Source organism: Actinoalloteichus sp. AHMU CJ021, from assembly GCF_002895405.1.
In the GTDB taxonomy this organism is placed as follows: Bacteria; Actinomycetota; Actinomycetes; order Mycobacteriales; family Pseudonocardiaceae; genus Actinoalloteichus_B; species Actinoalloteichus_B caeruleus.
Genome location: NZ_CP025990.1, coordinates 2,855,712 through 2,877,134 on the forward strand (window position 1 = coordinate 2,855,712; position 21,423 = coordinate 2,877,134).

Genomic DNA, 21,423 nt, shown 5'->3' on the forward strand with positions numbered 1-21,423 from the left:
AAGCATCGGTCGTGAACGGACGTCTCACCGCCGATGAGGCGTCGACCTGGGAAAGGTGGATGGCGACCGCGCGCGTGTGACGCCACGGGCCGCCCCGCGAGGGCGATGACCGGGAATCACCGCGCGTAGCGTGGCCGACGAGATTTTGTCAGCAGATGACATGGAGCCAGTTGTGACTGCCCAGCCCGAGATGTCCAGCGCCACCTATGCCGCGGCCGGAGTCAGCATCTCCGCGGGGGACGAAGCCGTGGAACGGTTGAAGCCGTGGGCGGCCAAGGCCACCCGGCCAGAGGTGATGGGGGGCCTCGGGGGGTTCGCGGGCCTGTTCAAGCTGCGCCTCGACCGGTGGCGGGAGCCGGTGATCGCCTCGTCCACCGACGGGGTCGGCACCAAGATCGCCATCGCCCAGGCGCTCGACATCCACGACACGGTGGGCATCGACCTCGTCGCGATGGTGGTCGACGACCTGGTCGTGTGCGGTGCCGAGCCGATGTTCCTCCAGGACTACATCGCCGTCGGCAAGGTCGTGCCGGAGCGGATCGCCGAGCTGGTCAAGGGCATCTCCACGGGGTGCGTCCAGGCGGGGTGCGCGCTGTTGGGCGGTGAGACCGCCGAGCACCCGGGCATGATGGCCGCCACCGACTACGACCTGTCGGCGACCGGCGTCGGGGTCGTGGAGGAGGACGCCCTGCTCGGGCCGGACCGGGTGCGCCCCGGTGACGCCGTGATCGCCCTGGGCTCCTCCGGCCTGCACTCCAACGGGTACTCGCTGGCCCGGCACGTGCTGCTGGACATCGCTCGGGTCCCCCTCTCCGGGCACGTCGAGGAGTTCGGTCGCTCGCTGGGGGAGGAGCTGCTGGAGCCGACCCGCATCTACGCCAAGGACTGCCTGGCGCTGATCGCCGAGACCGAGGTCCGGACCTTCGCGCACGTGACCGGGGGCGGTCTCGCCGGCAACCTCTCACGGGTGATGCCCGAGGGGCTCACCGCCGTGGTCGACCGGGGCACCTGGACGCCCTCGCCCGTCTTCTCGATGATCCAGCAGCGCGGCAGGGTCGGCCGGGACGAGATGGAGCAGACCTTCAACATGGGGGTCGGCATGGTCGCCGTCGTGGCCGCCGAGGAGGCCGACCGCGCGCTGGCCGTGCTCACCGCCCGGCACGTGCCCGCCTGGGTGGCCGGCGAGGTCCGCCGGACCCCGGACGTGGTCGGGGATGACGAGAACCGGCCAGCCGTCCTGCTGACGGGGGAGCACCCCCGGTTCTGACCGGTGGGCGGGAACGTCCGGCCGAGGCCGGTGCGGTCCCGCCCGGCCACTTCCCCGCACCCGGCGGGTGCCACCGCGTGCGCGGCGGGGCCGTGGGTCGCCGCGTGCGGGTGAGCGCGGGTTGGGAGTTCGTCCGACACCTTCGTGAACTCGTCGCGCACCCCCGGCTGGCCGTGCGCCCACCTGGTGATCAGGGGCCGGAGGCCGTCCAGCGGAGCGCGGGACGAGGTGGGGACGCCCTCGGCCCCTCGTGGGCGGGTGCCCGCGCCAGCCGTCGCGGGCACCCCGGAAGCGGCACCCCGGGGCCCGCGCCGGTGGGCCCCCGGCTCCGTGTCGCCCCCGTCGAGCAGCGCGACGCCGGTCCGCCCGCACCGGGCCCGCCGAGGTGAGATCCCACGTACCGGGTTGTTGGGGAGGACCGGCGGTGCGGCGCGCCTGACGGGCCTGGTGGGATGCCCCTCGGCCACCTCGGCCCGCGCAGCGGCCGGACTACCTCGGGCCGCCGGGCACACCACTCGCGAGCGCGCCCGCCGCTCGGAGGGTGGGCCGCGTCAGGCGGCGACCAGACGCGGAGGCCGACCGATCAGGGACGCGGATCCAGCGGCCTGGCCGCACCGTGGACGGGGAGAGCGGACACCGCCGGTGCGACGTCGTCGGCACGAGAGCCGGCACCCCCAGTCGCCGCGCGCGAGGCGGCGGTGCACCGGACGAGCCCGGCCGTGCCGGAGGCCTGCGAGATCCGGCGGAGCGCGTCGCCGCCGGAGCGGCGTGGTGCCCCGGACCAGGACAGGCTGGATCGCCGCCGCACCGAAGCCCGGTGGGCGGGCGGCACCGGACCAACTTCGGCAACACGCGCGACAGGACCAGGCTTCTCACCTGGTCCTGTCGCGTGTGGTGCTTGCTGCTCCGGCAAGGCCCCGTAGTACAAGGACCCCGGACCCGTGACGAGACCCGACGATTCGAGTGGCTGCCACAACACCCCCACGGGGTTCTCACCCCGTCGTTCGGTTGAGCAGTCAACCGAATCAGCGGCGGTATTCGTCGTACCAGTCGTCGTACGAGTCATCGGGTCGGTCGTTGTCCGACCGGTCGCCAGAGGACCCGGTGCCCGACAGCTCGCGCTGTAGGGCATCGAAGTCCGTGGCGGGGGTGTTGTACTTGAGCTCCCGGGCCACCTTTGTCTGCTTGGCCTTCGCTCGGCCGCGCCCCATGGCTCGACCCCCTCGCACAGGAACGGGGCGGCCGGGGGAACGGCGGCCCCGTATCGTCTCGACAGCTTTTCCTGCCCACTACCGTACCGTGACTGCCGGGGTAGATGCGACGTGGCATCCGTTCTACGTGACGCAGTCCCCACCGCCCACCCCCACCGTCCCTGCTCATGACAGGATTTGCTCGTGCCTCGTCCGTTCGTCGCCTACCTCCGGGTGTACGAACCGTTGTCCGCCTTCCACGGGGAGTCACGTTCGGCCGTGGAACGGGCGTTACGGGACGGCCCGCTCGATCCGGGAACCGTGGGCGACTGGGAACGCGAACTGTGGTTGCGTTCACAGACTTCCCAGCCGCGTCGGCTGCTGCCCCTCGACGGCCCTGACGGCGCGGGCCCCGGGCAGCACGTCCCCGGAGTCCTGGTCCTCGATCCGGAGGACGTCGCCGGCTACCCCTCGGTGGAGGTCGGCCCCGGCCCGCTCGTCTGCCCGCAGGACGTCCGCGCCAGGGCGGCGGCCGGCCTGGTCGGGTTCCTCGGCAGCGCGAGCCCCCCGCTGCTGCGCGCCGCCGTCGACGTGCCACCCGAGGTGGCGCGGGCGCGGGCGACCGCGGCGGTCTCCGGGGTGCTGGGCGGCGCCGTCCACGTCGTCACGGCGACCTGGCGCGTCCCGCTGCCGTGGTTCGCCCTGGTCCGGCAGGAGGAGCGCCAGGTGGTGCTGACGCCGCTGGGCGACGCGAACCGGCGGGTGTGTTGGCGGGTGCCGATGGTGCGCGCGTTGGAGCGGGCCGAGGAGGCCCGCCAGCGGCTGGAGGACACGCTCGGCACCGACGGGCCGGCGGCGCTGCTCCGGGACACCTCCCGCTGGCTCGACCACTTCGACCCGGGTTCGGCCGTGGAACTCGACTACGGCGGGCTGGTCCAGCTGCTCGACGACGACACCCTCACCGACGACACCTCGGCGGCCGACGTCCAGGAGGCGCTCGCCGCGCTCGGCGGCGAGAACCCGGAGGAGGTCGCCATCCGGTACGAGAAGCTGCGGGACTTCTGGACCGAGGTGGCCACCCGCGAACGGCTCAACTGAGGACGCCAGGGAGCAGCCGCACCGAGCCGACCCGGCGGCCGCCGCCCTCGACGGGCACCTCCGCGAGTTCCGCCAGTTCCGGGGTCCAGGTCACCCCCAACGCGCGAAGCGCGCCCACTCCGACGGGCTGCCGGGCGCGGGACGCCCCGTCGTCGATCTTGAGGGCGGCGACCCGGCCGTCCGGCAGCGCCAGCGCCCACGCCCCCTCCGCGCCGATCTTGCACAACAACCCCGGGACCGCCGACATCAGCAGGGTGTCCTCGCGGCCGGTTCCGGCCACCAACCGGGGGTGAGCGCGCATCGCGTGCGCGATCCGCGCCTCCTGGCTGCCCGCCGGCGCGGTGACGAGCCGGGCGTAGGCGCGGGCCAGTCCGGTGAGGGACAGCGTGAACAGGGGCGCGCCGCACCCGTCGACCCCGGGCGGCCCCGGCTGCTCACCGGTCAACTCGGCGATGGTCTCGGACACCGCCGCCGTCAGCGGGTGCTCGGCGGACAGGTAGTCCTCGGTCGGCCACCCGTTGCGCACGCAGGTGGCCAGCATCGCGGCGTGCTTGCCGGAGCAGTTCATCGTCACCGCCGCCGGCCCGCCGCCCGCCGCCAGCACCCGGTTCCTGGCCGAGGGGAACAACGGGAGGTCCGGTGGGCACCGCAGCGCGGCCTCGGTCAACCCGTAGGTGGCCAGCAACCCCCGGACCCGGGCCACGTGGTCGGGCTCGCCGCTGTGCGAGGCGCACGACAGCGCGAGGTCCGCGTCCGAGAGGGGGGCGAAACCGGCGCGCAGCAGGGCGAGCGCCTGGAAGGGCTTGTTGGCCGACCGGGGCGAGACCGGGGCCAGGACCTCCCCGAGGCAACCGGCATCCCGCCCGTCCGCGTCCAGCAACGCCACCGAGCCGTGGTGGACGCTCTCCCGAAAACCTGACCTGACGACCTCTACGAGGGGCACGCTCATCACGGGGATGCTACGGACCGCCCCCCACCGGGCCCGTCACTCGGTCAGGACCGCGACCAGCGCCCCGTGCTCGGGGGCCGCTCAGCCGGGCTCCTGACCGGGGGTGTGCCGTTCCCTGGCGAGCAGTTCGTCGACCGAGGCCCTGCCCTCCCGGTACCTGCGCGCGATCTCCTCGTTCAGGGTGTCCACCACGGTCTGCACCTGGCGCCGGCGCAGGGACACCGACTCCTCCTCCGCCGAGTAGCCCTCGGCGGCCTCCGCCAGCTTCTCGTCCGGCAGCGAGGTGACGTCCGAGAGGTCCACGTCGGACACCAGCGCCTCGACGTGGCGCCGGTGGGACTCCGCCCTGGAGGGCTCCGGGTTCTGGTAGCGCCCGGAGCCCGTCGCCGGGCCGATCGCGTTGCGGGACAGGATCAGGGCGAGCTGTTCCACCACGGACGCGGAACCGCCCTCGGCGCGTCGCCGCTGCTCGGCCACCACGATGTCGATGCGCGCGTGCAGCAACCGGCGCAGGTACGACAGGTCCGTCTCCTCCTGCGCCGCCTCGTCCCGCAGGTCACGAACCTCCGCCAGCGACCTGTCACGAACGCCGGTCAGGTAGTCGGGGGCCAGTACGCGGTCGATCCTCCTGCGCCCACCGGGTCGTACCTCGATCATGTCGACACCTTCAGCCTCATCGTCGTGCCCACCCAAGTCCGATGCGGTGTTCGCCCGTGGGGCCGCTCGCCGTCCGGTGCGCCCACGGTTCAGTCGCCGTCCACGGCGCGTACTCCGAGGAACTCGCGCGCCGCCGTGGGGGAGAGCGGGGGGCGCTGCGCGATCCTGGCCAGGCCGGCCGCCCTGGCCACCAGTTGCGCATTGTTCCGCACCCGCTCCCCGGCGGCATAGGACAGTGTTCCCTGCATACCCACCCGGAGGTGCCCGCCGACAGCGAGGGCGGCCAGCATCACCGGCAGCCCCACCCGCCCGAGCCCCATCACGGACAGGCTCGCTCCCGGCGGGAGCAGCCTGGCCGCCGCCACGACGGTGTCCGCGTCGCCGGGCATCCCACCGGGGAGCCCCATCACCAGGTTGACGTGGACCCGTCCCACCGGTGGACCGTGCTCGGCCAGCAGGCGGCGCAGGGCCGCGAGGTGCCCCAGGTCGTACGCCTCGTACTCGGGGACGATCTCGCGGTCCCGCATCCGGCGGTGGCACTCGACCACGAAGGGCCAGCGGTTGACGAGGACGTCGTCGCCCACGTTGACGGACCCGAGGGGGCAGGACGCCATGTCCGGCATCGCCTCGAGCACCCGGAGCCGCTCGTCCTCGCCGACCGCGCCGACGGCGGCGGTCGCGAGCTGGACCACCAGTGCCGTCTCCGCGCGGAGCGCGGAGACGGTGTCGATCAGCCGACCCAGGTCCAGGGACGGTTCACCTCCCGGGGCCCGCACGTGCACGTGCGCCCTGCTGGCCCCGACCCGCTCGCAGTCCCGCGCCGTCGCCACCAGTTCGTCCAGGGACACCGGCAGGTTCGGCACCTCGGCGGGGCGGTGGACCGAACCGGTCGGGGCGACCGTGATGATCGTGCCGGGCTCGGGCGGTCGCGCCGTCGGAGAAGCCATTCCGGAATCTTGGCACAGGCGGCGGAACGCGATCGAGAAGCCGCCCATCAAGATCAAATCCCCCGGGTCGGGGCCCGTCGCCCGGCGAACGGCTCAGCCCCGCAGGCGCTGCGCCGCGATCCGCCCGGGCGGATCGCCGGCCTCCGGCGGCACCGAGTCCGGATCCACCGCCGCGGCGACCTCGCGTTCGGGGATCCCGGCGGTGAGCTCACGTTCGACCGGAACCGACCGCTTGACCAGGGCCAGCGCGATCGTCCCCAACTCGTGGTGCCGGACGACGGTACCGACCCGGCCGACCGACCTGCCCTCCGAGCTGACCGGGTCGCCCGGCTCGGGCAGCAGTTCCGGCGTCCCGTCGAGGTGCAGCAGCAGCAGACGGCGGGGCGGACGGCCCACGTTGTGCACCTTCGACACGGTTTCCTGGCCCCGGTAGCAGCCCTTGGCGACGTGCGCTGCCCCCCCGATCCAGCCCAGCTCGTGCGGGATGCTCCTGCCGTCGGTGTCCAACCCGGCCCTGGGGCGGAGCGCCGCGACCCGCAGCGACTCGTACGCCCAGCTGCCCGCGGGGCGCGCGCCGAGCTCGACGAGACGACGCCACCAGTCGAGCAGCTCGCCACGCGGCACGAGCAGGTCGGCCGTCGGACCGGTGCGCCAGCCCACGACCCGGACCAGGCCACCTCCCGGGAGGGCGGCGACCGGGGTCAGGTTCGGGTCGGACAGCGGGGCCGGGGTGGAACCGAGGACGCCCTCCAGGATCGTGGGGACCGCTGGCCCGACCACGGACAGCACCGCGTACTCGTCGCTGGCGTCCCTCGGCTCCACCTTCGACCAGAACCGCATCTCCTCCAGGTACTGGAGCACCGGCTGGTTGGCCTGCTGGCGGGCCCCGGTCACGGTGCTGCCGGGGTCGGTGTCCATCCACACGCAGCCGTCGAGGTGGGCCAGCACCAGGTGGGTCTCGACCCGCCCCTGGCTGTCGAGGATGAGCGCCTCGGTCCCCGCCCCGTCGGGCAGTTCGGTGACGTGCTGGGAGATCAGCAGGTGCAGCCAGCTGAGCCGCTCCTCGCCGGGAACGGCGATGACCTGCCGGTGGGAGCGGTCCACCACGACGGCACCGGTCTCCGCGGCCCGCTGCTCGACGAAGGGATCGCCGAAGTGCCAGGGCACCGCGCTGTCCGGCGAATCGTCCGGGGCCGGCACCGCCTTCGGCAGCTCCAGCAGGGGGGAGCGGTAGGTGGTCGAGGACCCGCTGGTCGGGTCTGCCATGAGTTCAGTCCTCCGATTCGGTGGCCGCGAGCCCGTCGGGCACCGGAAGCCCCGGCGCGGGTTCGGTCGGGCCGTCGGCACGGCGGCGTTCCCGACGAACCGCACCGGGTGGGCTGGTTGGTCCCACGAGGCCCACCCGCCCGATGGTAACCACCTCCGGGACGGGCCCGGGGAGTTCGGCTGGCTGTTCCCACCGCCCACCGGGTGCGGCCACCGAGGTCGTATCGTCTGTGCCCATGACCGTGCTGGCGCTGTTGGACGGAACGATCGTCGACCACACCGCCCCCCTGCTGCGAGCGGACGACCTGGGTCCGCTGCGCGGGGACGGCGTCTTCGAGACGATCCTGGTCGTCGACGGCCGGCCCCGTGAGCTGGGTCCCCACCTGGAGCGGCTGGCCCGGTCGGCGGCGCTCCTCGACCTCTCCCCGCCGCCCAGGGCCGACTGGGAGCGAGGCGTCGAGGCGGTGCTGGGCGCGTGGCGCGAGCCGGGGGAGATGGCCCTCAGGCTCGTGTGCACCCGGGGCGTCGAGGGCGGCGACGGCACACCGACCGCCTGGGCGATGGGCACCGCCGTCTCGCCGGAGGTGCTGCGCAGGCGGGAGCAGGGCGTCTCCGTGATCACCCTGGACCGGGGGTACGCCCCCGACCTGGTGGAGCGGGCGCCGTGGCTGCTGCTGGGCGCGAAGACGCTCTCCTACGCCGTCAACATGGCCGCGCTCCGGGAGGCGGCCCGTCGGGACGCCGACGAGGTCGTCTTCGTCGCGACGGACGGGAGCGTGTTGGAGGGGCCCACGTCCACGGTCGTGCTGGCGGAGGGGCGCCACCTGCGGACCCCGCCGCCGGACAGCGGCATCCTCGTCGGCACGACCCAGCTGGCCCTGTTCCGGGCGGCGGAACGCGCCGGGTTCACGACCAGCGTCGAGCCGGTCGGCGTGGACGAGCTGGCGGGCGCCGACGGTCTCTGGCTCGTGTCGAGCGTCCGGCAGTTGACCCAGGTCAGGACGCTGGACGGGCGGGAACTGCCGGACACGGGGACGCGGGCGGCGCTGCACTCCGAGCTCACCGACCTGCTCGCCTCGGAGTACCGGGTGTGAGACCGGGAGAGCGCCCTCCCCGACCGCGCCCGGACACCCGGTGTCCCTCGTGGGGGTGATCGGGCCGGGCGGGCGGGGCACCGGGCGCCGGTGGGCGCCCGACCGCCTCGACGTCGGGGGACCCCGTCAGCCGACGACGCGGCGCAGGCGCGCCGAGATGTGCGGCTGGGGCGGCTGACCGGCCAACGACCGCTCCTCGACGTAGGCGAGGTCACCGTCCTCGACGATGCCGTACAGCCGGTGCGCCGAGCTGACCTCCTCGGCGGACGCGGTCCGCACCACGGTGTCGGTCGTCAGCTCCCAGGAGGTCTGGTTGCGCTGCCGCCCGTAGAAGATCTCCGCCACACCACCGGAGTGGGTCAACAGCAGTTCGATGGTGTCGTCCGGCTGCGGACGCCACCAGCCGACCTCCCGGGCACCCGGTCCGATCAGCTCGCCGTCCTGGTCCAACAGCCAGGAACGCGCCTCGTAGTAGAGGAACGGTCGCCCGTCGTGGGCGAAGGTCACCTGCTGGCGGTACTGGTAGGGCTCGTCGAGCGACGGGTGCTCCGCGACGCCGTCGCCGCGCCACACGCCGACCAGCGGCAGCAGGGACAGGCAGGCGTCGTTCAGGTTGGGCCCGAGCCGGAGGTTCGCGGTGTCCGGAGTCGACGGGAGGTCGTCGAACTCGGGGATGTTCCGGTCCCGTGTGCTCGCGGCGCGCTCATCGGCCCTGCGCACCGCCTCGTCGCCACTGCGGGTCCCTGGCTCGTCTGGCGTCGACATAGCTACTTCAGCAATCCCGGGTCAGCGCTGGTCGGAGTACAGCCGGTAGATGACGTACACGGCGAACCACAGTACGAGCACCGTGGCGAGCCCCAGCAGACCGGTGAAGAACCATTCCCATCCCACGTGCCGAGCATACCCATGAGGTCGTCGGCCACGACGGGAACCGTGGGCGAGGTCGCGGTGGACCAGGCCCGTGGCGGGGCCGGCGCCGCCGGGAACCCCGGCGTGGCGCCGGCCGCCGCGATCAGGTCAGGACGACGTCCGTGCGGTGGACGCCGACACCGTCGGCGGTGACCAGTGCCTCGCCGGTCCCCGAGCGGTGCAGGGCCCGCACCCGCCAGGAACCCGGGGCGGCGTAGAAGCGGAAGTCGCCGCTACCGGCGGAGACGACCTCGGCCGTGAACTCGCCTCCGCTGTCGAGCAGCCGGACGTACGCGCCACCCACCGGCTCGGACCCGGCCAACACGCGCCCGGTGACGACGACCTGGTCCCCGCTGTCCCGAGTCGGCTCGGCCGACTGCGGGGGAGCTCCGCAACCCTCCATCGTCAGGACACCTCCGAGGGGTTCGAGACGGGGACCCCGACCAGCGAGCCGTACTCCGTCCAGGAGCCGTCGTAGTTCTTCACGTCCTGGTGGCCGAGCAACTCCCGCAGCACGAACCAGCTGTGGGAGGAGCGTTCGCCGATCCGGCAGTAGGCGATGGTCGGCCGGGAGCCGTCCAGCCCGGCCTCCTCGTACAACGCCCTCAGTTCCTCGTCGGACTTGAAGGTCCCGTCCTCGTTGGCCGCCTTGCTCCAGGGCACGTTGATCGCGCTGGGGATGTGGCCGGCCCGCTGGGCCGCCTCCTGCGGCAGGTGAGCCGGCGCCAGCAACCTGCCGGCGAACTCGTCGGGGGAGCGGACGTCGACGAGGTTCTTCACGTTGATCGCGTCGACGACCTCGTCGCGGAACGCCCGCAGCGAGAGGTCCTGTTCTGAGGCGGTGTAGGTGGTCGCCTCCCGGACCGGGACCTCCTTGGTCAGCTCCCGCCCGTCCAGCTCCCACTTCTTGCGGCCGCCGTCGAGCAGCCGCACGTCCCGGTGCCCGTAGAGCGTGAAGTACCAGTAGGCGTACGCGGCGAACCAGTTGTTGTTGCCCCCGTAGAGCACGACGGTGTCGCTGTTCGCGATGCCCTTCTCGGACAGGAGCTTCTCGAACCCGGACCGGTCCACGAAGTCGCGTCGGACGTGGTCCTGGAGCTCCTCCCGCCAGTCCAGCCGGACGGCGCCGGGGATGTGACCACCGTCGTAGGCGGTGGTGTCCTCGTCCACCTCGGCGAACACGACCCCCTCGGTGTTCAGGTTCCGTTCGGCCCATTCGGTCGAGACCAGGACTTTCTCGCGGCTCATCTGGCGGCTCCTCGGTTGTTCGGTGGGTGTCAGGGGCTGTCGGTCATGGGGTGCCCGGTCGGCTCGGTGCGCGTGCTCCTCGTGACGACGACGCGCCGGACCAGCGCGTGCAGCTCGCACCCGAGGCAGAGACCGAACACGGCGTTGAGCAGGGCCGCGGCCAGGGCGACGGCGGTGGCGACGACTCCGAGCAGCGTGAGTCCGCTCGCGTAGCCGACCAACCCGAGCAGGGAGAAGGCGAAGCCCACCCCCTGGGCGAACCGGACCGGACCGCTGTCCTCCCGGTCCGCTTCCGACCGCAGCCGTGGCTGGATGGTCCTCCGGTAGAGATGCCCCCACGGGTTGAGCCGAAGACTCACGAACGCGCACATCGCGAACAGCACCACCTGCGCGGCCAGCAGGCGCCAGCTCCCGGTGAGCAGGACGATTCCCAGGACCACACTGGTGATCAGGGCGGAGAACCGCGCACCGCGCGGGTCGACGGTCTGCTCAACGGACATGCTGGCCCTCCTGACGGTGAGAAGACATCTCGGCGAAGTCCGTCAGGGGCGGTGGGGGACGACCCGCGCGCGGCGGACACGGCGTGGCCGGTCGGGCCACCGCTCGTATCGCGCGGCTGGGCTGCTGCTACCGCCCGGTCAGCAGGTGCGACACAGGCTGCTCGCGACGCGGCACAGGTCAACCGCCCGTCGCTTGGTCAGCAGCAGTACATGCACGTGTCCGAGGTTACCCGAACGCCCGGGGCGCGGGAAGGCTTCCCACCATCCGAAACGGCCGTCCACGCGCCGGTTGTCAGAACCACCGGGAGCCCCGGGCCAGCGGCGGGCTCCCACCAGCCCGGTGTTCGACGGGTCCGAAGAGGAGCCGTGCCGGGTGCTCGGGTGGGTCAGGTCGGGCCAGCGGCGGGAGGAGGGGGCGCCAGCAGGGGAGCCAACGCCTCGGCGAGCGCCTCCCCCTTCGGGACACCGGCGAAGCGGAAGGCCTCGGTGCCGTCGGCCCGCAGCACGAGAGTGGTCGGTGTCCGGCTGACCCGGAGCCGTTCTCCGACCTCGGGTGCGCTGCCCAGGTCGAGCTCGGTGTGGCGCAGCCCGGGGGTCGACCGGGCGAGCCGCGCCAGCACGACCCTGGTGTGCCGGCATGGGGCGCAGAAGGTGCTGGAGAGCTGGACGAGGGCCACGTTGGCCGGGCGACCATCCTCCTCGGGCTCGGCGAGCAGCCGGGCGGCCAGCTCACGGACGCGTTCCGGCAGGCCTGTCACCGTTTCCACTCCCTTCCGAGGCACGCGGGGCCGGCCCTGCCACGCCCGGTGGGCCATCCCCAACCCCCCGGCGCCGACCAGGGCCGCCAGCAGCCCGACGAGTCCCGAGTGCAGCGCCGCTCACCCGTTCCGGATCACCACGTCGGTGGCGGAGCCCGCCACCAGCAGCGCCCCGCTCTCCACCCGCACGGCGGTGGGCGTGACGTCGAGCGGGAGGTTGCCAGCCTCCACCGTCGTGCTGAACGAACCCAGCAGGGACTGCTGGAGCTGGGGTGCGAGCTCCACGGGGCCCGTGCCGCCGGGATCGACCGCCAGCCGGCTCGGGGAGATCGCCACCTGGGTGCCGCCGGTGAGCGAGATGGTCCCGATCACCGAGACCTCCACCTGCTCGCCGGCCAGGTCGATGGACCCGGTCAGCTGCACGGCGGCAGTGGTGGCGTCACTGGCCGTGGCGGCCCCGTCGCCGGCCTCGTCGCCCCCCTCGGCAGCCTCCTCGACCTCCTCGGGGGGAGCGGGTTCGATCCGCAGGTCGGGGATGCCGATCACCCGGCCGAGGTCGCTGGCCCGGAGGCGGACCCGGCCCTCGACCTCGTCGATGCGCACCTCCTGGAGGGAGCCGCCGATGACGTCGGACAGCGAGAGCCGCACGTGGCGGAGGGTGGCCTCGACACCCACGTCCCGCAGCTCACCGACCGGGACCCCGTTCGCCGAGACCTGGACGTCCCGGAAGTCGCCCGCCGCCGCCTGGGTGAGGAACGGGAAGCCGTTCACCCGCACCTCGGGGTCGTCCGCGAGGCCGAGGACGTTGCGGAGCCGGTTGGACACCTGGTACTCGGCGGCGGCCGCCGCGCCGAAGTCGGCGACCACGAGGAGCCCGGCCAGGATGACGATCGCGATGACTAACTTCTTCAACCGGACATTCCCGTCTTGATGAGGTGGCGGTGGCGAGTCGGGGGAACCGCGTGGTCGAGCAGCCACTCGGCGACCCGGTCGGCGACGGCGGGGGTCATGCCGCCCTCGCCGTGGCCCATGTCCCGTTCGAGCCACAACTCGCCGTGTTCCCCGGCGGCGTCGTGCAGCGCCACGGCGTGGTCGGTGGGCAGGTAGTGGTCCCGTTCTCCGTGCAGGAGCAGCAGCGGGGTCGGTGCGACCCGGTCCGCGACCTCGACAGGGGAGAGCGGGACCTCCCGCCACGGAGCGCCGAGTCGGACCCCCAGCGACCTGGCCACCAGCCGCCCGGCCGGCTGCTCCAGCAGCCAGTGCACGCGGCGCATGGGAGCGGTCTCCCGGACCCACCAGCGAGCGGGACCGCTCACCGCGCAGACGGCCTGGGGGCGGTGGGCGGGGTCGCTCAGCGCGGTGTGCCGGAGCACCACGGCGGCGCCGAGGGAGAACCCGAGTGTCGCGACGTGCCGGAACCCGCAGTTGCGGGCGAACTCCACCGCGGCGGCGATGTCCAGGACCTCCCGGTCGCCCACGCTCGTGGCGCCGCCGGACCGGCCGTGCCCGCGGAAGTCGAAGGCGAAGACCGCCGCGCGCCTGGCGAGCCGGCGCAGGAGGCGGTCCATCGCCGGGGTGGCGCTGTGGTTGGTGAATCCGTGCGCGACCACGATGGCGGTGTCGGGGCGGCCGGGGGCCGGGCAGCCGGCCGAGGGACCGGGCAGGTGTACGCCACGTAACCGCACGCCGTCGTTCGTCACGGCTGTGACATGCGCGGTCAGCTCTCGTTTCGGGCGGGTCACAGTGCTTATACTCCCTCATGTTCGGAGGGCAACGAGGCCTGGTACGCCGGTCGTGACGTTGCTCGCCGTGGCCGGCACGAAGGGAGGCCACGGCATGGCTGGTTTCGAGATTCTGCTCCTCACCTCCGCCCCGAATCCGCACGCCGTCCTACCGGCGCTGTCCCTGCTGCCGCACTGGGTGCAGGTCGCTCCCCCGGAGCCCACCACGCTCATCGACCGCAGGTCCAGCGATCTCATCCTGGTGGACGCCACCACCGACCTGGCCGAGGCGCGACGGCTCTGCGCCCTGCTCGAAGGGGCTGGATCCGAGACCCCGGTCGTGGCGATCGTCGGTGAGGGGGGCCTGGTCGCCCTCACCGAGGAGTGGGGCGTCGCGGACTTCCTCCTCCCCACCGCCGGGCCGGCCGAGGTCGAGGCGCGGCTCCGCCTGGTCCGAGGTCGAGGCGGACGTCAGCGGGACGGTGACGGCGACGTCGTCGCGTTCGGTGACCTCGTCATCGAGGAGGCCACCTACACGGCCAGGCTGCGTGGCCGGGCGCTCGAACTGACCTACAAGGAGTTCGAGCTGCTCAAGTACCTCGCGCAGCACGCGGGCCGCGTCTTCACCAGGGCCCAGCTGCTCCAGGAGGTCTGGGGTTACGACTTCTTCGGTGGAGCGCGCACCGTCGACGTGCACGTGCGGCGGCTGCGGGCGAAGCTCGGACCCGAGCACGAGCAGCTCATCGGGACCGTCCGCAACGTCGGGTACAAGTTCGTGCGCCTGGGTTCGGCGCGCGCGGCCAGGGGCGCGGAGGTCGACTCCACGCCGGAGTCGGGGGCCCGGCCGGAGCGTGGCGCGGTGCCAGTCGGACGGGGCGCTCGCTAGCCCGCCGGCGACGGTTACCGTGGAGTCGTGCTGACTGTGACCTGGCGCAACGGCCTGTCCGCCGGAACCGTGGCCGAGGTGGATGCCCTGCTCGACGCGGCGACGGCCGCCGACGGGGCGGCACCGGTGTCCGATCAGGTGCTGCGCCGACTGCGCGAGCGGAGCCCCGCCGCCGAGCAGGTGGAGCGGGTCCAGGGCGACCTCGCCGGCTCGGAGCACTTCGTCGCCCGCCTGGCCGGGGGAGAGCTGGCCGGGTACGCGTTCCTCGACACCGAGGGCGACTCCGAGGGGCGCGCCGTCGCCGAACTGGTCGTGCACCCCGAACACCGGGGTGCCGGGGTCGGCTCGGAGCTGGTCCGTGCGCTCCTCGAGCGGATGGGCCTGCCCGTGACCCAGGAGGGCGAACCCGGCGACACGCTGCGCGTGTGGTCCCACAGCGGGCACCCGGCGGCGGCGCGGCTCGCGGCCCGCTTCGGTTTCCGGGAGGCTCGCCAGCTCTGGCGGATGTGGGCGAAGCTGTCGCCGACCTTGCCGGAGCCCCGCTGGCCGGAGGGGGTCGGGGTGCGCTCCTTCGTCCCGGGGCGGGACGAGGAGGAGGTGGTCGAGGTCAACCGCCTCGCCTTCGCCTGGCACCCGGAGCAGGGCTCGTTGAGCGTCGCCGACCTGCGGCGCCAGCAGGAGGAGGCGTGGTTCGACCCGGCGGGGTTCCTGCTCGCCGTCGACGGCGAGGGCAGGGTGCTGGGTTTCCACTGGACGAAGGTGCACCAGGGCGACCAACCGCACGGCGAGGTCTACGTGCTCGGCGTGCACCCGGAGGCCCAGGGCACCGGTCTTGGCACGGCGCTGACCCTGGCGGGGCTGCGCCACCTCGCGGGCCAGGGGCTCGATGACGTGCTGCTCTACGTCGAGGGCGACAACGGGGCAGCCATCCGGGTGTACGAGAAGCTGGGCTTCACCCACCGCGAGACCGATGTTCAGTTCTCCCGGTGAGCTGCTGCGGCGGCAACTACCGAACGTGATGCCCAAGTCGCCTGATAGGCGGGGTAGTTCCTGCCAGGAGGGGCCTCCTGCCGCGCGGAATCGTGACTCGCAGCGACTTGTTCACCTTTCGTTCACCTTCCCCCCAGGAGTAGGCCACCAGCACTGCCTACCGTCCTCATCGGCGGCAAACCGCTGCCCAGAGGGAAATCTCCGGTTCTGGAGGATCACGTGAAGACCAAGCGGCACCTCACCGCGTTGGGCCTGGCCGCCGCTAGCGCTCTGCTGCTCTCGGCCTGCGGTACCGACGACAACAGTGCCAGCCGTGGTGACGACGCGCAGGGGGGCAACGGCGGCACCAGCGGCGAGTGCGCTGGCCAGGAGAACATCCAGGCCGAGGGTGCGTCCTCCCAGGCCAACGCGATGGACGAGTTCAGCGTCGTCTACCAGGAAGAGTGCGCGGGCTTCTCCATCGACTACAACCCCACCGGTTCCGGTGCGGGCATCAAGCAGTTCAACGCGGGTCAGGTCGACTTCGCCGGTTCCGACTCGCCCCTGAAGGACGAGGAGATCACCGCCGCGACGGACCGGTGCGAGGGCGCGGTCCCGCTGCACCTGCCGATGGTCTTCGGCCCGGTCGCGATCGCCTACAACCTCCCGGGTGTGGACGACCTGGTGCTGGACGGCGAGACCATCGCCCAGATCTTCAACGGGACCATCACGTCCTGGAACGACGACGCCATCGCCGCGCTGAACGAGGGCGTGGACCTCCCGGACCAGGAGATCCTCCCGATCTTCCGCAGTGACGAGTCCGGCACCACCGAGAACTTCCAGCAGTACCTGGAGGCCGCGGCCGGTGACGCCTGGACCTCCGGCGGGGGCAAGTCCTTCACCGGCGGCGTCGGTGACGGCCGGGCCAAGTCCGACGGTGTCGCCAGCGGCGTCGCCAGCACCGAGGGCTCCGTCACCTACGTCGAGGTGTCCTTCGCGCACAGCAACGACCTGAGCATCGCCCAGATCGACAACGGTTCCGGCGCGGTCGAGCTGAACGACGAGAGCACCGGGGCCGCGATCACCAACGCCTCGCTCGCCGGTGACGGCGCCGACATGGTCATCGACCTCGACTCGGTGTACGGGACCCAGACCGAGGGCGCCTACCCGCTGGTCATGGCGACCTACCAGATCGTGTGCTCGGAGTACCCCGAGAGCGAGACGGCGGAGGCCGTGAAGTCCTTCCTGCGGGTCGCGGCCACCACCGGCCAGGAGAACCTCTCCACCCTCGGGTACGTGCCGCTGCCCGACGAGTTCCAGGAGCAGCTGCTGGACTCCGTCGAGACCATTTCGTGACCAGGGCGCCTGCCGTGTTCCCCCGCGCGGGACACTGGGTCAGCAGTAAGTGAGCGGCTTGACGCCCCACCCAGCGTGGGGCGTCACCGGCTTTTCCGGAGGGTCCCATCAGCAACGCAACCGAAACCACCAACACTGGCAGTGGCGCGGAGCCGCCAGCGGCCGGTTCCGCCGGTCGGGGTGGCACGGTCCGGCGTCCCGGCGACCGCGTGTTCCGGGGCCTCGCGCTCGGCTCCGGCGGCTTCGTGGTGGCGCTCATCGCCGCGATCGGGATCTTCCTGCTGCTCCAGGCGCTCCCCTCGCTCCAGGCCAACCAGGTCTCCTTCCTCACCAGCGGTGAGTGGACCACCGGGGACCCGAACGACATGCGGTTCGGCATCCTCTACCTGCTCTGGGTGACGGTCGCCACCGCCGCCTTCGCGCTGGTGCTGGCGATGCCGGTGGCGTTGGGCATCGCGCTGTTCCTCACCCAGTACGCGCCAAGGGCCCTGGCCCGGGTCTTCGCCTACATCATCGACCTGCTCGCCGCGGTGCCCTCGATCATCTTCGGCCTGTGGGGGCTCCAGGTGCTCGGCCCGGCGCTCGTCCCGACCGCCGAGTGGCTGAACACCAACCTCGGTTGGTTCCCGCTGTTCTCCGACGGCAACGTCTCCATCCGTGGCGGCGGCACGATCTTCACGGCCGGCATCGTCCTCGCGGTCATGATCCTGCCGATCATCACCGCCATCACGCGCGAGATCTTCGAGCGGACACCGAAGGACCAGATCGAGGGCGCGCTCGCGCTCGGCGCGACCCGGTGGGAGGTCATCAGGACCACCGTGCTGCCCTTCGGGCGCGCCGGGTACGTCAGCGGTTCGATGCTGGGCCTCGGCCGGGCGCTCGGTGAGACCGTCGCCCTCTACCTGATCCTCTCGGGGGCCTCCGGGAGGGCCCCGGAGCTGTCCCTGTTCGACGGGGACGCCACCATCGCGTCGAAGATCGCCAACGACGCCGCCGAGTTCAACAACGAGATCTCCGCCGGGGCCTACATCGCCGCCGGGTTGGTGCTCTTCGTGCTCACCTTCGTGGTGAACGCGCTGGCTCGCTGGATCACCACCAGCCGGACGGGGAAGTGAGAGAAGTGAGCACCGAACTCGAACTGGAACGCCCCGCCCAGCCCCCGTCGTTCCAGGGCATCAGCACCGGACGCAAGGCGAAGAACCTCGCGGCCACGGTGATGGTGTCGCTGTGCTTCGTCGTGGCGGTCATCCCCCTGGTCTGGGTGCTGTGGACCGTGGCGAGCCGGGGCATGGAGAGCCTGCTCCGAGCCGACTGGTGGAGCCACTCCCTCTCGGGAGTCCGGGCGAACGAGGACCTCGGTGGCGCGTACCACGCCATCTACGGCACCATCGCGCAGGGACTCGTCACCGCCGTGATCGCCGTGCCCATCGGCATCCTGGTCGGCATCTACCTGGTGGAGTACGGGGCCGGAACCCGCTTCGCCCGGGTGACGACCTTCACGGTGGACATCCTCACCGGCGTGCCGTCCATCGTTGCCGCGCTGTTCGTGTACTCGGTCTGGATCAGCATCTTCGGGTTCTCCCGCAGCGCGTTCGCGAACTGCCTGGCGTTGCTGCTGCTGATGATCCCGATGGTCGTGCGCAGTACCGAGGAGATGCTGCGGGTGGTGCCCAACGAGTTGCGGGAGGCCTCCTACGCCCTGGGCATCCCCAAGTGGAAGACGATCGTCAAGGTCGTCATCCCGACGGCCCTCTCCGGTATCGTCACCGGCGTCATGCTGGGCGTCGCGCGGATCATGGGTGAGACCGCTCCCGCGCTGATCCTGATGGCCTACTCGGCGCGGATCAACATGGACATCTTCGAGGGCAGCATGGCCAACCTGCCGCTGTTGATGGTCAAGGAGTTCACCAACCCGGAGGCCGCCGGCTTCAACCGGACCTGGGGAGCCGCGCTCACCCTGATCCTGATCATCATGCTCTTCAATCTCGCCGCCACCCTCGTGTCGAGGCTGTCCGCGGTCAAGACCAAGTAGTCGGGACGTAATCACGATGGCCAAGCGCATTGACGTCAAGGACCTGAACATCTACTACGGCAAGTTCCACGCCGTGGAGAACGTGACGCTCTCGGTGCCGCCGCGCAGCGTCACGGCGTTCATCGGCCCCTCGGGGTGCGGGAAGTCGACCGTGCTCCGTTCGCTGAACCGGATGCACGAGGTGATCCCCGGCGCGCGGGTCGACGGCAGCGTCCTGCTCGACGGCGCCGACATCTACGGCGCCGGCGTGGACCCGGTCGAGGTCCGCCGCACCATCGGCATGGTCTTCCAGCGGCCCAACCCGTTCCCGACCATGTCCATCCGCGACAACGTCGTGGCCGGGCTGCGGCTCGCGGGGACGAAGAACCGCCAGCAGCTCGACGAGGTCTGCGAGCGGTCGCTGCGCGGCGCGAACCTCTGGGAGGAGGTCAAGGACCGGCTGAACAAGCCCGGTGGTGGGCTGTCCGGCGGACAGCAGCAGCGGCTCTGCATCGCCAGGGCCATCGCCGTCCAACCGGACGTGCTGCTCATGGACGAGCCCTGCTCGGCTCTCGACCCAATCTCCACCCTGGCCATCGAGGACCTGATCACCGAGCTCAAGCAGGACTTCACGATCGTCATCGTCACCCACAACATGCAGCAGGCCGCGCGGGTCAGTGACCAGACCGCCTTCTTCAACCTGCACGGGGTGGGGCAGCCGGGCCGTTTGGTCGAGATCGACGAGACCAGCAGGATCTTCTCCAACCCCAGCCAGCGGGCCACCGAGGACTACATCTCCGGCCGCTTCGGCTGATCCGACCCGGTCGAGGCGGTCCGCCCGCCGCCGGCGGGACGGTGGGCCTCAACCCCCGATCCCGTCGGCGACCCCGGCGATCAGCCTGATCGAGTCCCTGGGGTCGAGGGCCAGTTTCTCCAGCTGGTCGAGGGCCGTCGCGTACCGCCGGGTCTGCGCCGGCTTGTCCAGGAAGGTGCAGGCGGCCGAGTTCTGGAGGAAGACCACGGCGGGGTTGGCGGGGTCCGGCAACTCGACGTAGGTCACGTTGTCACCGAGCAGGGGGTGCTCGCCGGCGCTGAACGGCAGCACGCGGACGGTGACGTTCCGGCGGTAGGACACCAGCACCAGGTGTTCGAGCTGAGCCCGCAGGACCCCGGGGCCGCCGACGAAGCGGCGCAGCGCGCCCTCGTCGATCACCACCCGCAGGTCGAGGGGCTCCGGCGCGGCCAGCCGTTCCTGGCGCCGCTGCTGCACGCGCAACAGCCGCCCGGTCGCGCAGCCCGGGTCGGCGCCCGCCGCCATGCTGCACCGGGCGTACTCCTCGGTCTGGAGCAGGCTGGGCACCACGTCGGAGTGGAAGGACCGGAGCGCCGTCGCCCCGGCCTCCAACCCGATGTAGGTGTCGAAGCCGGGCTGGAGGATCTTCCCGTACTCCTGCCACCAGCCAACCCGCTTCGACTCGCTCGCCAGGGTGCGCAGGCGCTCGAACTCGTCCGCCGCCGCGCCGTAGAACTCGAGCATGAGCCGGACGTCGGAGGTGCGGACGGGGACCTTGCCCAGCTCGATCTGGCTGATCTTGCCCTGGGAGCAGTCGAGGTGGGCGGCGACCTCGCGGTGGGTCTTGCCGGCGGCCTCGCGGAGGCCGCGGAGTTCCGTGCCAAGCCGGCGTCTGTCCAGCGTCGGATTACCGCCCACGAGTCCCCCTCGAAGTCACCCGACAAGATCCCAGCGACCCGAGTCAGCATCGCACACGGTTCACGCGGGCGGCGGAACAAAACGCCGGGGACGGCGGTACCCCGTGCTCGCAGCCGCTGCTACTAACAGCGCGCGGCCGCTGGGCCTCAGTCGTTGGTGGGGTGCGGCGGCTCGCCCGTCACGACGAAGATCACCCGACGGGCGACCGAGACGGCGTGGTCGGCGAACCGCTCGTAGAAGCGGCCCAGCAGGGTGATGTCCACTGCCGCGGGCAGGCCGTGCGGCCAGCTCTGCTGCATCAGCACGGTGAAGAGGTGCCGGTGCAGGTCGTCCATCTCGTCGTCGGCCTCCTCAAGCTGGCGCGCCAGGCTGATGTTCCTGGTCCTGATGACCTGCTCGGCCTGCTTGGCGAGTTCGACGGCGACGCGCCCCATCTCCACGAAGTAGGGGCGGACCTCGTCCGGCAGCACGGGCTGCGGGTGGCGGCGGCGAGCGGCCTTCGCGACGTGCAGTGCGAGGTCACCCATCCGCTCCAGGCTCTCGGCCGCGTGGATCGCGCTGATGACGTTGCGCAGGTCGCCCGCCACCGGAGCCTGGAGGGCGAGCAGCGCGAAGGCGTGCTCCTCGCAGTCCGACCTCGCCTCGTCGATCTTCGCGTCGTCGCCGATCACCTGCTCGGCGAGCGTGAGGTCCGCGTCCAGCAGTGCTTTGGTGGCGAGCTCGATCGCCGTGGCATCCATCTCACACATGCGGGCGAGCGCGTCCGCGAGCTGGTCAAGCTGGTCCTGGTAGGCCTCACGCATGCACCCACCATACGTAATCGGAGTGCCGCACACGGAATGCGCGGGTGAACGAGCGATGAACCTCCTCCGATCGGCCGCGCCCT

24 protein-coding genes are annotated in these 21,423 nt (G+C 72.0%); 9 read left to right on the top strand and 15 right to left on the bottom strand.

All coding sequences use genetic code 11. The annotated features are described in order from the left end of the window. The first annotated feature begins 160 nt into the window (after positions 1-160). Entirely contained in the window at positions 161-1,267 is a 1,107-nt protein-coding gene (purM, locus tag C1701_RS12100; protein ID WP_372492986.1) for a phosphoribosylformylglycinamidine cyclo-ligase, read from the top strand. A 1,025-nt stretch (positions 1,268-2,292) separates the two neighbouring features. On the opposite strand, the gene C1701_RS12105 is transcribed toward purM, so the two are convergent. Beyond that, positions 2,293-2,478 (bottom strand): DUF3073 domain-containing protein, encoded by a 186-nt coding sequence (locus C1701_RS12105; protein ID WP_026419687.1) that lies wholly within the window; start codon positions 2,476-2,478, stop codon positions 2,293-2,295. Positions 2,479-2,661: 183 nt separating this feature from the next. Here C1701_RS12105 and C1701_RS12110 point away from each other — a divergent pair, with 183 nt between their 5' ends. Continuing rightward, positions 2,662-3,555 carry a hypothetical protein gene (locus tag C1701_RS12110; RefSeq protein WP_026419686.1) on the top strand — a complete coding sequence of 298 codons (894 nt, stop codon included), beginning with the start codon at positions 2,662-2,664 and terminating at the stop codon, positions 3,553-3,555. On the opposite strand, the gene C1701_RS12115 is transcribed toward C1701_RS12110, so the two are convergent. From C1701_RS12115 to ygfZ, 4 genes are all read right to left on the bottom strand, one after another. Then, entirely contained in the window at positions 3,548-4,504 is a 957-nt protein-coding gene (locus tag C1701_RS12115; protein WP_103055936.1) for an asparaginase, read from the bottom strand. The two genes, C1701_RS12110 and C1701_RS12115, sit on opposite strands and share 8 nt — an antisense overlap. Before the next feature lie 81 nt (positions 4,505-4,585). Next, positions 4,586-5,161 (bottom strand): RsiG family protein, encoded by a 576-nt coding sequence (locus tag C1701_RS12120; RefSeq protein WP_026419684.1) that lies wholly within the window; start codon positions 5,159-5,161, stop codon positions 4,586-4,588. 89 nt (positions 5,162-5,250) lie between these two features. After that, positions 5,251-6,108, bottom strand: a complete 858-nt coding sequence (locus tag C1701_RS12125) for a 3-keto-5-aminohexanoate cleavage protein (RefSeq protein ID WP_026419683.1) — start codon at positions 6,106-6,108, stop codon at positions 5,251-5,253. A gap of 93 nt (positions 6,109-6,201) precedes the next feature. Then, positions 6,202-7,374 (bottom strand): CAF17-like 4Fe-4S cluster assembly/insertion protein YgfZ, encoded by a 1,173-nt coding sequence (gene ygfZ, locus C1701_RS12130; protein ID WP_030104613.1) that lies wholly within the window; start codon positions 7,372-7,374, stop codon positions 6,202-6,204. Between the two features lie 236 nt (positions 7,375-7,610). Here ygfZ and C1701_RS12140 point away from each other — a divergent pair, with 236 nt between their 5' ends. Beyond that, positions 7,611-8,468 carry an aminodeoxychorismate lyase gene (locus C1701_RS12140; protein ID WP_030104611.1) on the top strand — a complete coding sequence of 286 codons (858 nt, stop codon included), beginning with the start codon at positions 7,611-7,613 and terminating at the stop codon, positions 8,466-8,468. 126 nt (positions 8,469-8,594) lie between these two features. On the opposite strand, the gene C1701_RS12145 is transcribed toward C1701_RS12140, so the two are convergent. From C1701_RS12145 to C1701_RS12175, 8 genes are all read right to left on the bottom strand, one after another. Next, positions 8,595-9,233, bottom strand: coding sequence for an FABP family protein (locus tag C1701_RS12145; RefSeq protein WP_026419679.1), 639 nt, complete (start codon positions 9,231-9,233; stop codon positions 8,595-8,597). Between the two features lie 247 nt (positions 9,234-9,480). Beyond that, a complete protein-coding gene (locus C1701_RS12150) occupies positions 9,481-9,780 on the bottom strand; it encodes a DUF1416 domain-containing protein (RefSeq protein WP_030104610.1) in 300 nt (99 codons plus the stop codon). 2 nt (positions 9,781-9,782) lie between these two features. Continuing rightward, positions 9,783-10,625, bottom strand: a complete 843-nt coding sequence (locus C1701_RS12155) for a sulfurtransferase (protein WP_103055938.1) — start codon at positions 10,623-10,625, stop codon at positions 9,783-9,785. 29 nt (positions 10,626-10,654) lie between these two features. Next, positions 10,655-11,125 carry a DUF4395 domain-containing protein gene (locus C1701_RS12160; protein WP_026419677.1) on the bottom strand — a complete coding sequence of 157 codons (471 nt, stop codon included), beginning with the start codon at positions 11,123-11,125 and terminating at the stop codon, positions 10,655-10,657. Positions 11,126-11,263: 138 nt separating this feature from the next. Beyond that, positions 11,264-11,458 (bottom strand): putative leader peptide, encoded by a 195-nt coding sequence (locus C1701_RS28125; protein ID WP_372492987.1) that lies wholly within the window; start codon positions 11,456-11,458, stop codon positions 11,264-11,266. Between the two features lie 53 nt (positions 11,459-11,511). Next, the gene (locus C1701_RS12165; protein ID WP_337662247.1) at positions 11,512-11,883 is read right to left on the bottom strand and encodes a thioredoxin family protein; all 372 of its coding nucleotides are present in this window, start codon (positions 11,881-11,883) and stop codon (positions 11,512-11,514) included. A 120-nt stretch (positions 11,884-12,003) separates the two neighbouring features. Beyond that, positions 12,004-12,795 carry an LmeA family phospholipid-binding protein gene (locus tag C1701_RS12170; RefSeq protein ID WP_026419675.1) on the bottom strand — a complete coding sequence of 264 codons (792 nt, stop codon included), beginning with the start codon at positions 12,793-12,795 and terminating at the stop codon, positions 12,004-12,006. After that, a complete protein-coding gene (locus C1701_RS12175; RefSeq protein ID WP_337662248.1) occupies positions 12,792-13,583 on the bottom strand; it encodes an alpha/beta hydrolase in 792 nt (263 codons plus the stop codon). Before C1701_RS12175 ends, C1701_RS12170 begins: the two co-directional genes overlap by 4 nt. A 136-nt stretch (positions 13,584-13,719) precedes the next feature. Between C1701_RS12175 and C1701_RS12180 the strand changes: the two genes are divergently transcribed. The 6 genes from C1701_RS12180 to pstB all read left to right on the top strand — a co-directional run bounded on the left by C1701_RS12180 (position 13,720) and on the right by pstB (position 19,640). Beyond that, complete coding sequence (locus tag C1701_RS12180) at positions 13,720-14,490, top strand: winged helix-turn-helix transcriptional regulator (RefSeq protein ID WP_051314186.1); 771 nt, start codon at positions 13,720-13,722, stop codon at positions 14,488-14,490. Positions 14,491-14,517: 27 nt separating this feature from the next. Beyond that, positions 14,518-15,480, top strand: coding sequence for a mycothiol synthase (gene mshD, locus C1701_RS12185; RefSeq protein WP_026419674.1), 963 nt, complete (start codon positions 14,518-14,520; stop codon positions 15,478-15,480). Positions 15,481-15,699: 219 nt separating this feature from the next. Then, positions 15,700-16,815: a phosphate ABC transporter substrate-binding protein PstS gene (gene pstS / locus C1701_RS12190; protein ID WP_030104605.1), complete on the top strand. Its 1,116-nt coding sequence runs from the start codon at positions 15,700-15,702 to the stop codon at positions 16,813-16,815. A gap of 209 nt (positions 16,816-17,024) precedes the next feature. Continuing rightward, a complete protein-coding gene (gene pstC, locus C1701_RS12195) occupies positions 17,025-17,930 on the top strand; it encodes a phosphate ABC transporter permease subunit PstC (protein WP_035273710.1) in 906 nt (301 codons plus the stop codon). 5 nt (positions 17,931-17,935) lie between these two features. Further along, entirely contained in the window at positions 17,936-18,847 is a 912-nt protein-coding gene (pstA, locus tag C1701_RS12200) for a phosphate ABC transporter permease PstA (RefSeq protein WP_026419672.1), read from the top strand. A 16-nt stretch (positions 18,848-18,863) separates the two neighbouring features. Further along, entirely contained in the window at positions 18,864-19,640 is a 777-nt protein-coding gene (pstB, locus tag C1701_RS12205; protein WP_026419671.1) for a phosphate ABC transporter ATP-binding protein PstB, read from the top strand. Positions 19,641-19,688: 48 nt separating this feature from the next. On the opposite strand, the gene C1701_RS12210 is transcribed toward pstB, so the two are convergent. Then, the gene (locus tag C1701_RS12210) at positions 19,689-20,537 is read right to left on the bottom strand and encodes a helix-turn-helix domain-containing protein (RefSeq protein WP_245588873.1); all 849 of its coding nucleotides are present in this window, start codon (positions 20,535-20,537) and stop codon (positions 19,689-19,691) included. A 146-nt stretch (positions 20,538-20,683) separates the two neighbouring features. Further along, positions 20,684-21,340 carry a phosphate signaling complex protein PhoU gene (gene phoU / locus C1701_RS12215; protein WP_026419669.1) on the bottom strand — a complete coding sequence of 219 codons (657 nt, stop codon included), beginning with the start codon at positions 21,338-21,340 and terminating at the stop codon, positions 20,684-20,686. Between the last annotated feature and the right edge of the window lie 83 nt (positions 21,341-21,423).

Bases quoted from the DNA above. Each gene is read 5' to 3' on its own strand.
- purM (WP_372492986.1), top strand. From the start codon at position 161: ATGGAGCCAGTTGTGACTGCCCAGCCCGAGATGTCCAGCGCCACCTAT.
- C1701_RS12160 (WP_026419677.1), bottom strand. From the start codon at position 11,125: ATGTCCGTTGAGCAGACCGTCGACCCGCGCGGTGCGCGGTTCTCCGCC.
- C1701_RS12155 (WP_103055938.1), bottom strand. From the start codon at position 10,625: ATGAGCCGCGAGAAAGTCCTGGTCTCGACCGAATGGGCCGAACGGAAC.
- C1701_RS12145 (WP_026419679.1), bottom strand. From the start codon at position 9,233: ATGTCGACGCCAGACGAGCCAGGGACCCGCAGTGGCGACGAGGCGGTG.
- C1701_RS12115 (WP_103055936.1), bottom strand. From the start codon at position 4,504: ATGAGCGTGCCCCTCGTAGAGGTCGTCAGGTCAGGTTTTCGGGAGAGC.
- C1701_RS12180 (WP_051314186.1), top strand. From the start codon at position 13,720: ATGGCTGGTTTCGAGATTCTGCTCCTCACCTCCGCCCCGAATCCGCAC.
- C1701_RS12120 (WP_026419684.1), bottom strand. From the start codon at position 5,161: ATGATCGAGGTACGACCCGGTGGGCGCAGGAGGATCGACCGCGTACTG.
- phoU (WP_026419669.1), bottom strand. From the start codon at position 21,340: ATGCGTGAGGCCTACCAGGACCAGCTTGACCAGCTCGCGGACGCGCTC.
- C1701_RS12140 (WP_030104611.1), top strand. From the start codon at position 7,611: ATGACCGTGCTGGCGCTGTTGGACGGAACGATCGTCGACCACACCGCC.
- C1701_RS12150 (WP_030104610.1), bottom strand. From the start codon at position 9,780: ATGGAGGGTTGCGGAGCTCCCCCGCAGTCGGCCGAGCCGACTCGGGAC.
- pstB (WP_026419671.1), top strand. From the start codon at position 18,864: ATGGCCAAGCGCATTGACGTCAAGGACCTGAACATCTACTACGGCAAG.
- ygfZ (WP_030104613.1), bottom strand. From the start codon at position 7,374: ATGGCAGACCCGACCAGCGGGTCCTCGACCACCTACCGCTCCCCCCTG.
- C1701_RS12125 (WP_026419683.1), bottom strand. From the start codon at position 6,108: ATGGCTTCTCCGACGGCGCGACCGCCCGAGCCCGGCACGATCATCACG.
- C1701_RS12105 (WP_026419687.1), bottom strand. From the start codon at position 2,478: ATGGGGCGCGGCCGAGCGAAGGCCAAGCAGACAAAGGTGGCCCGGGAG.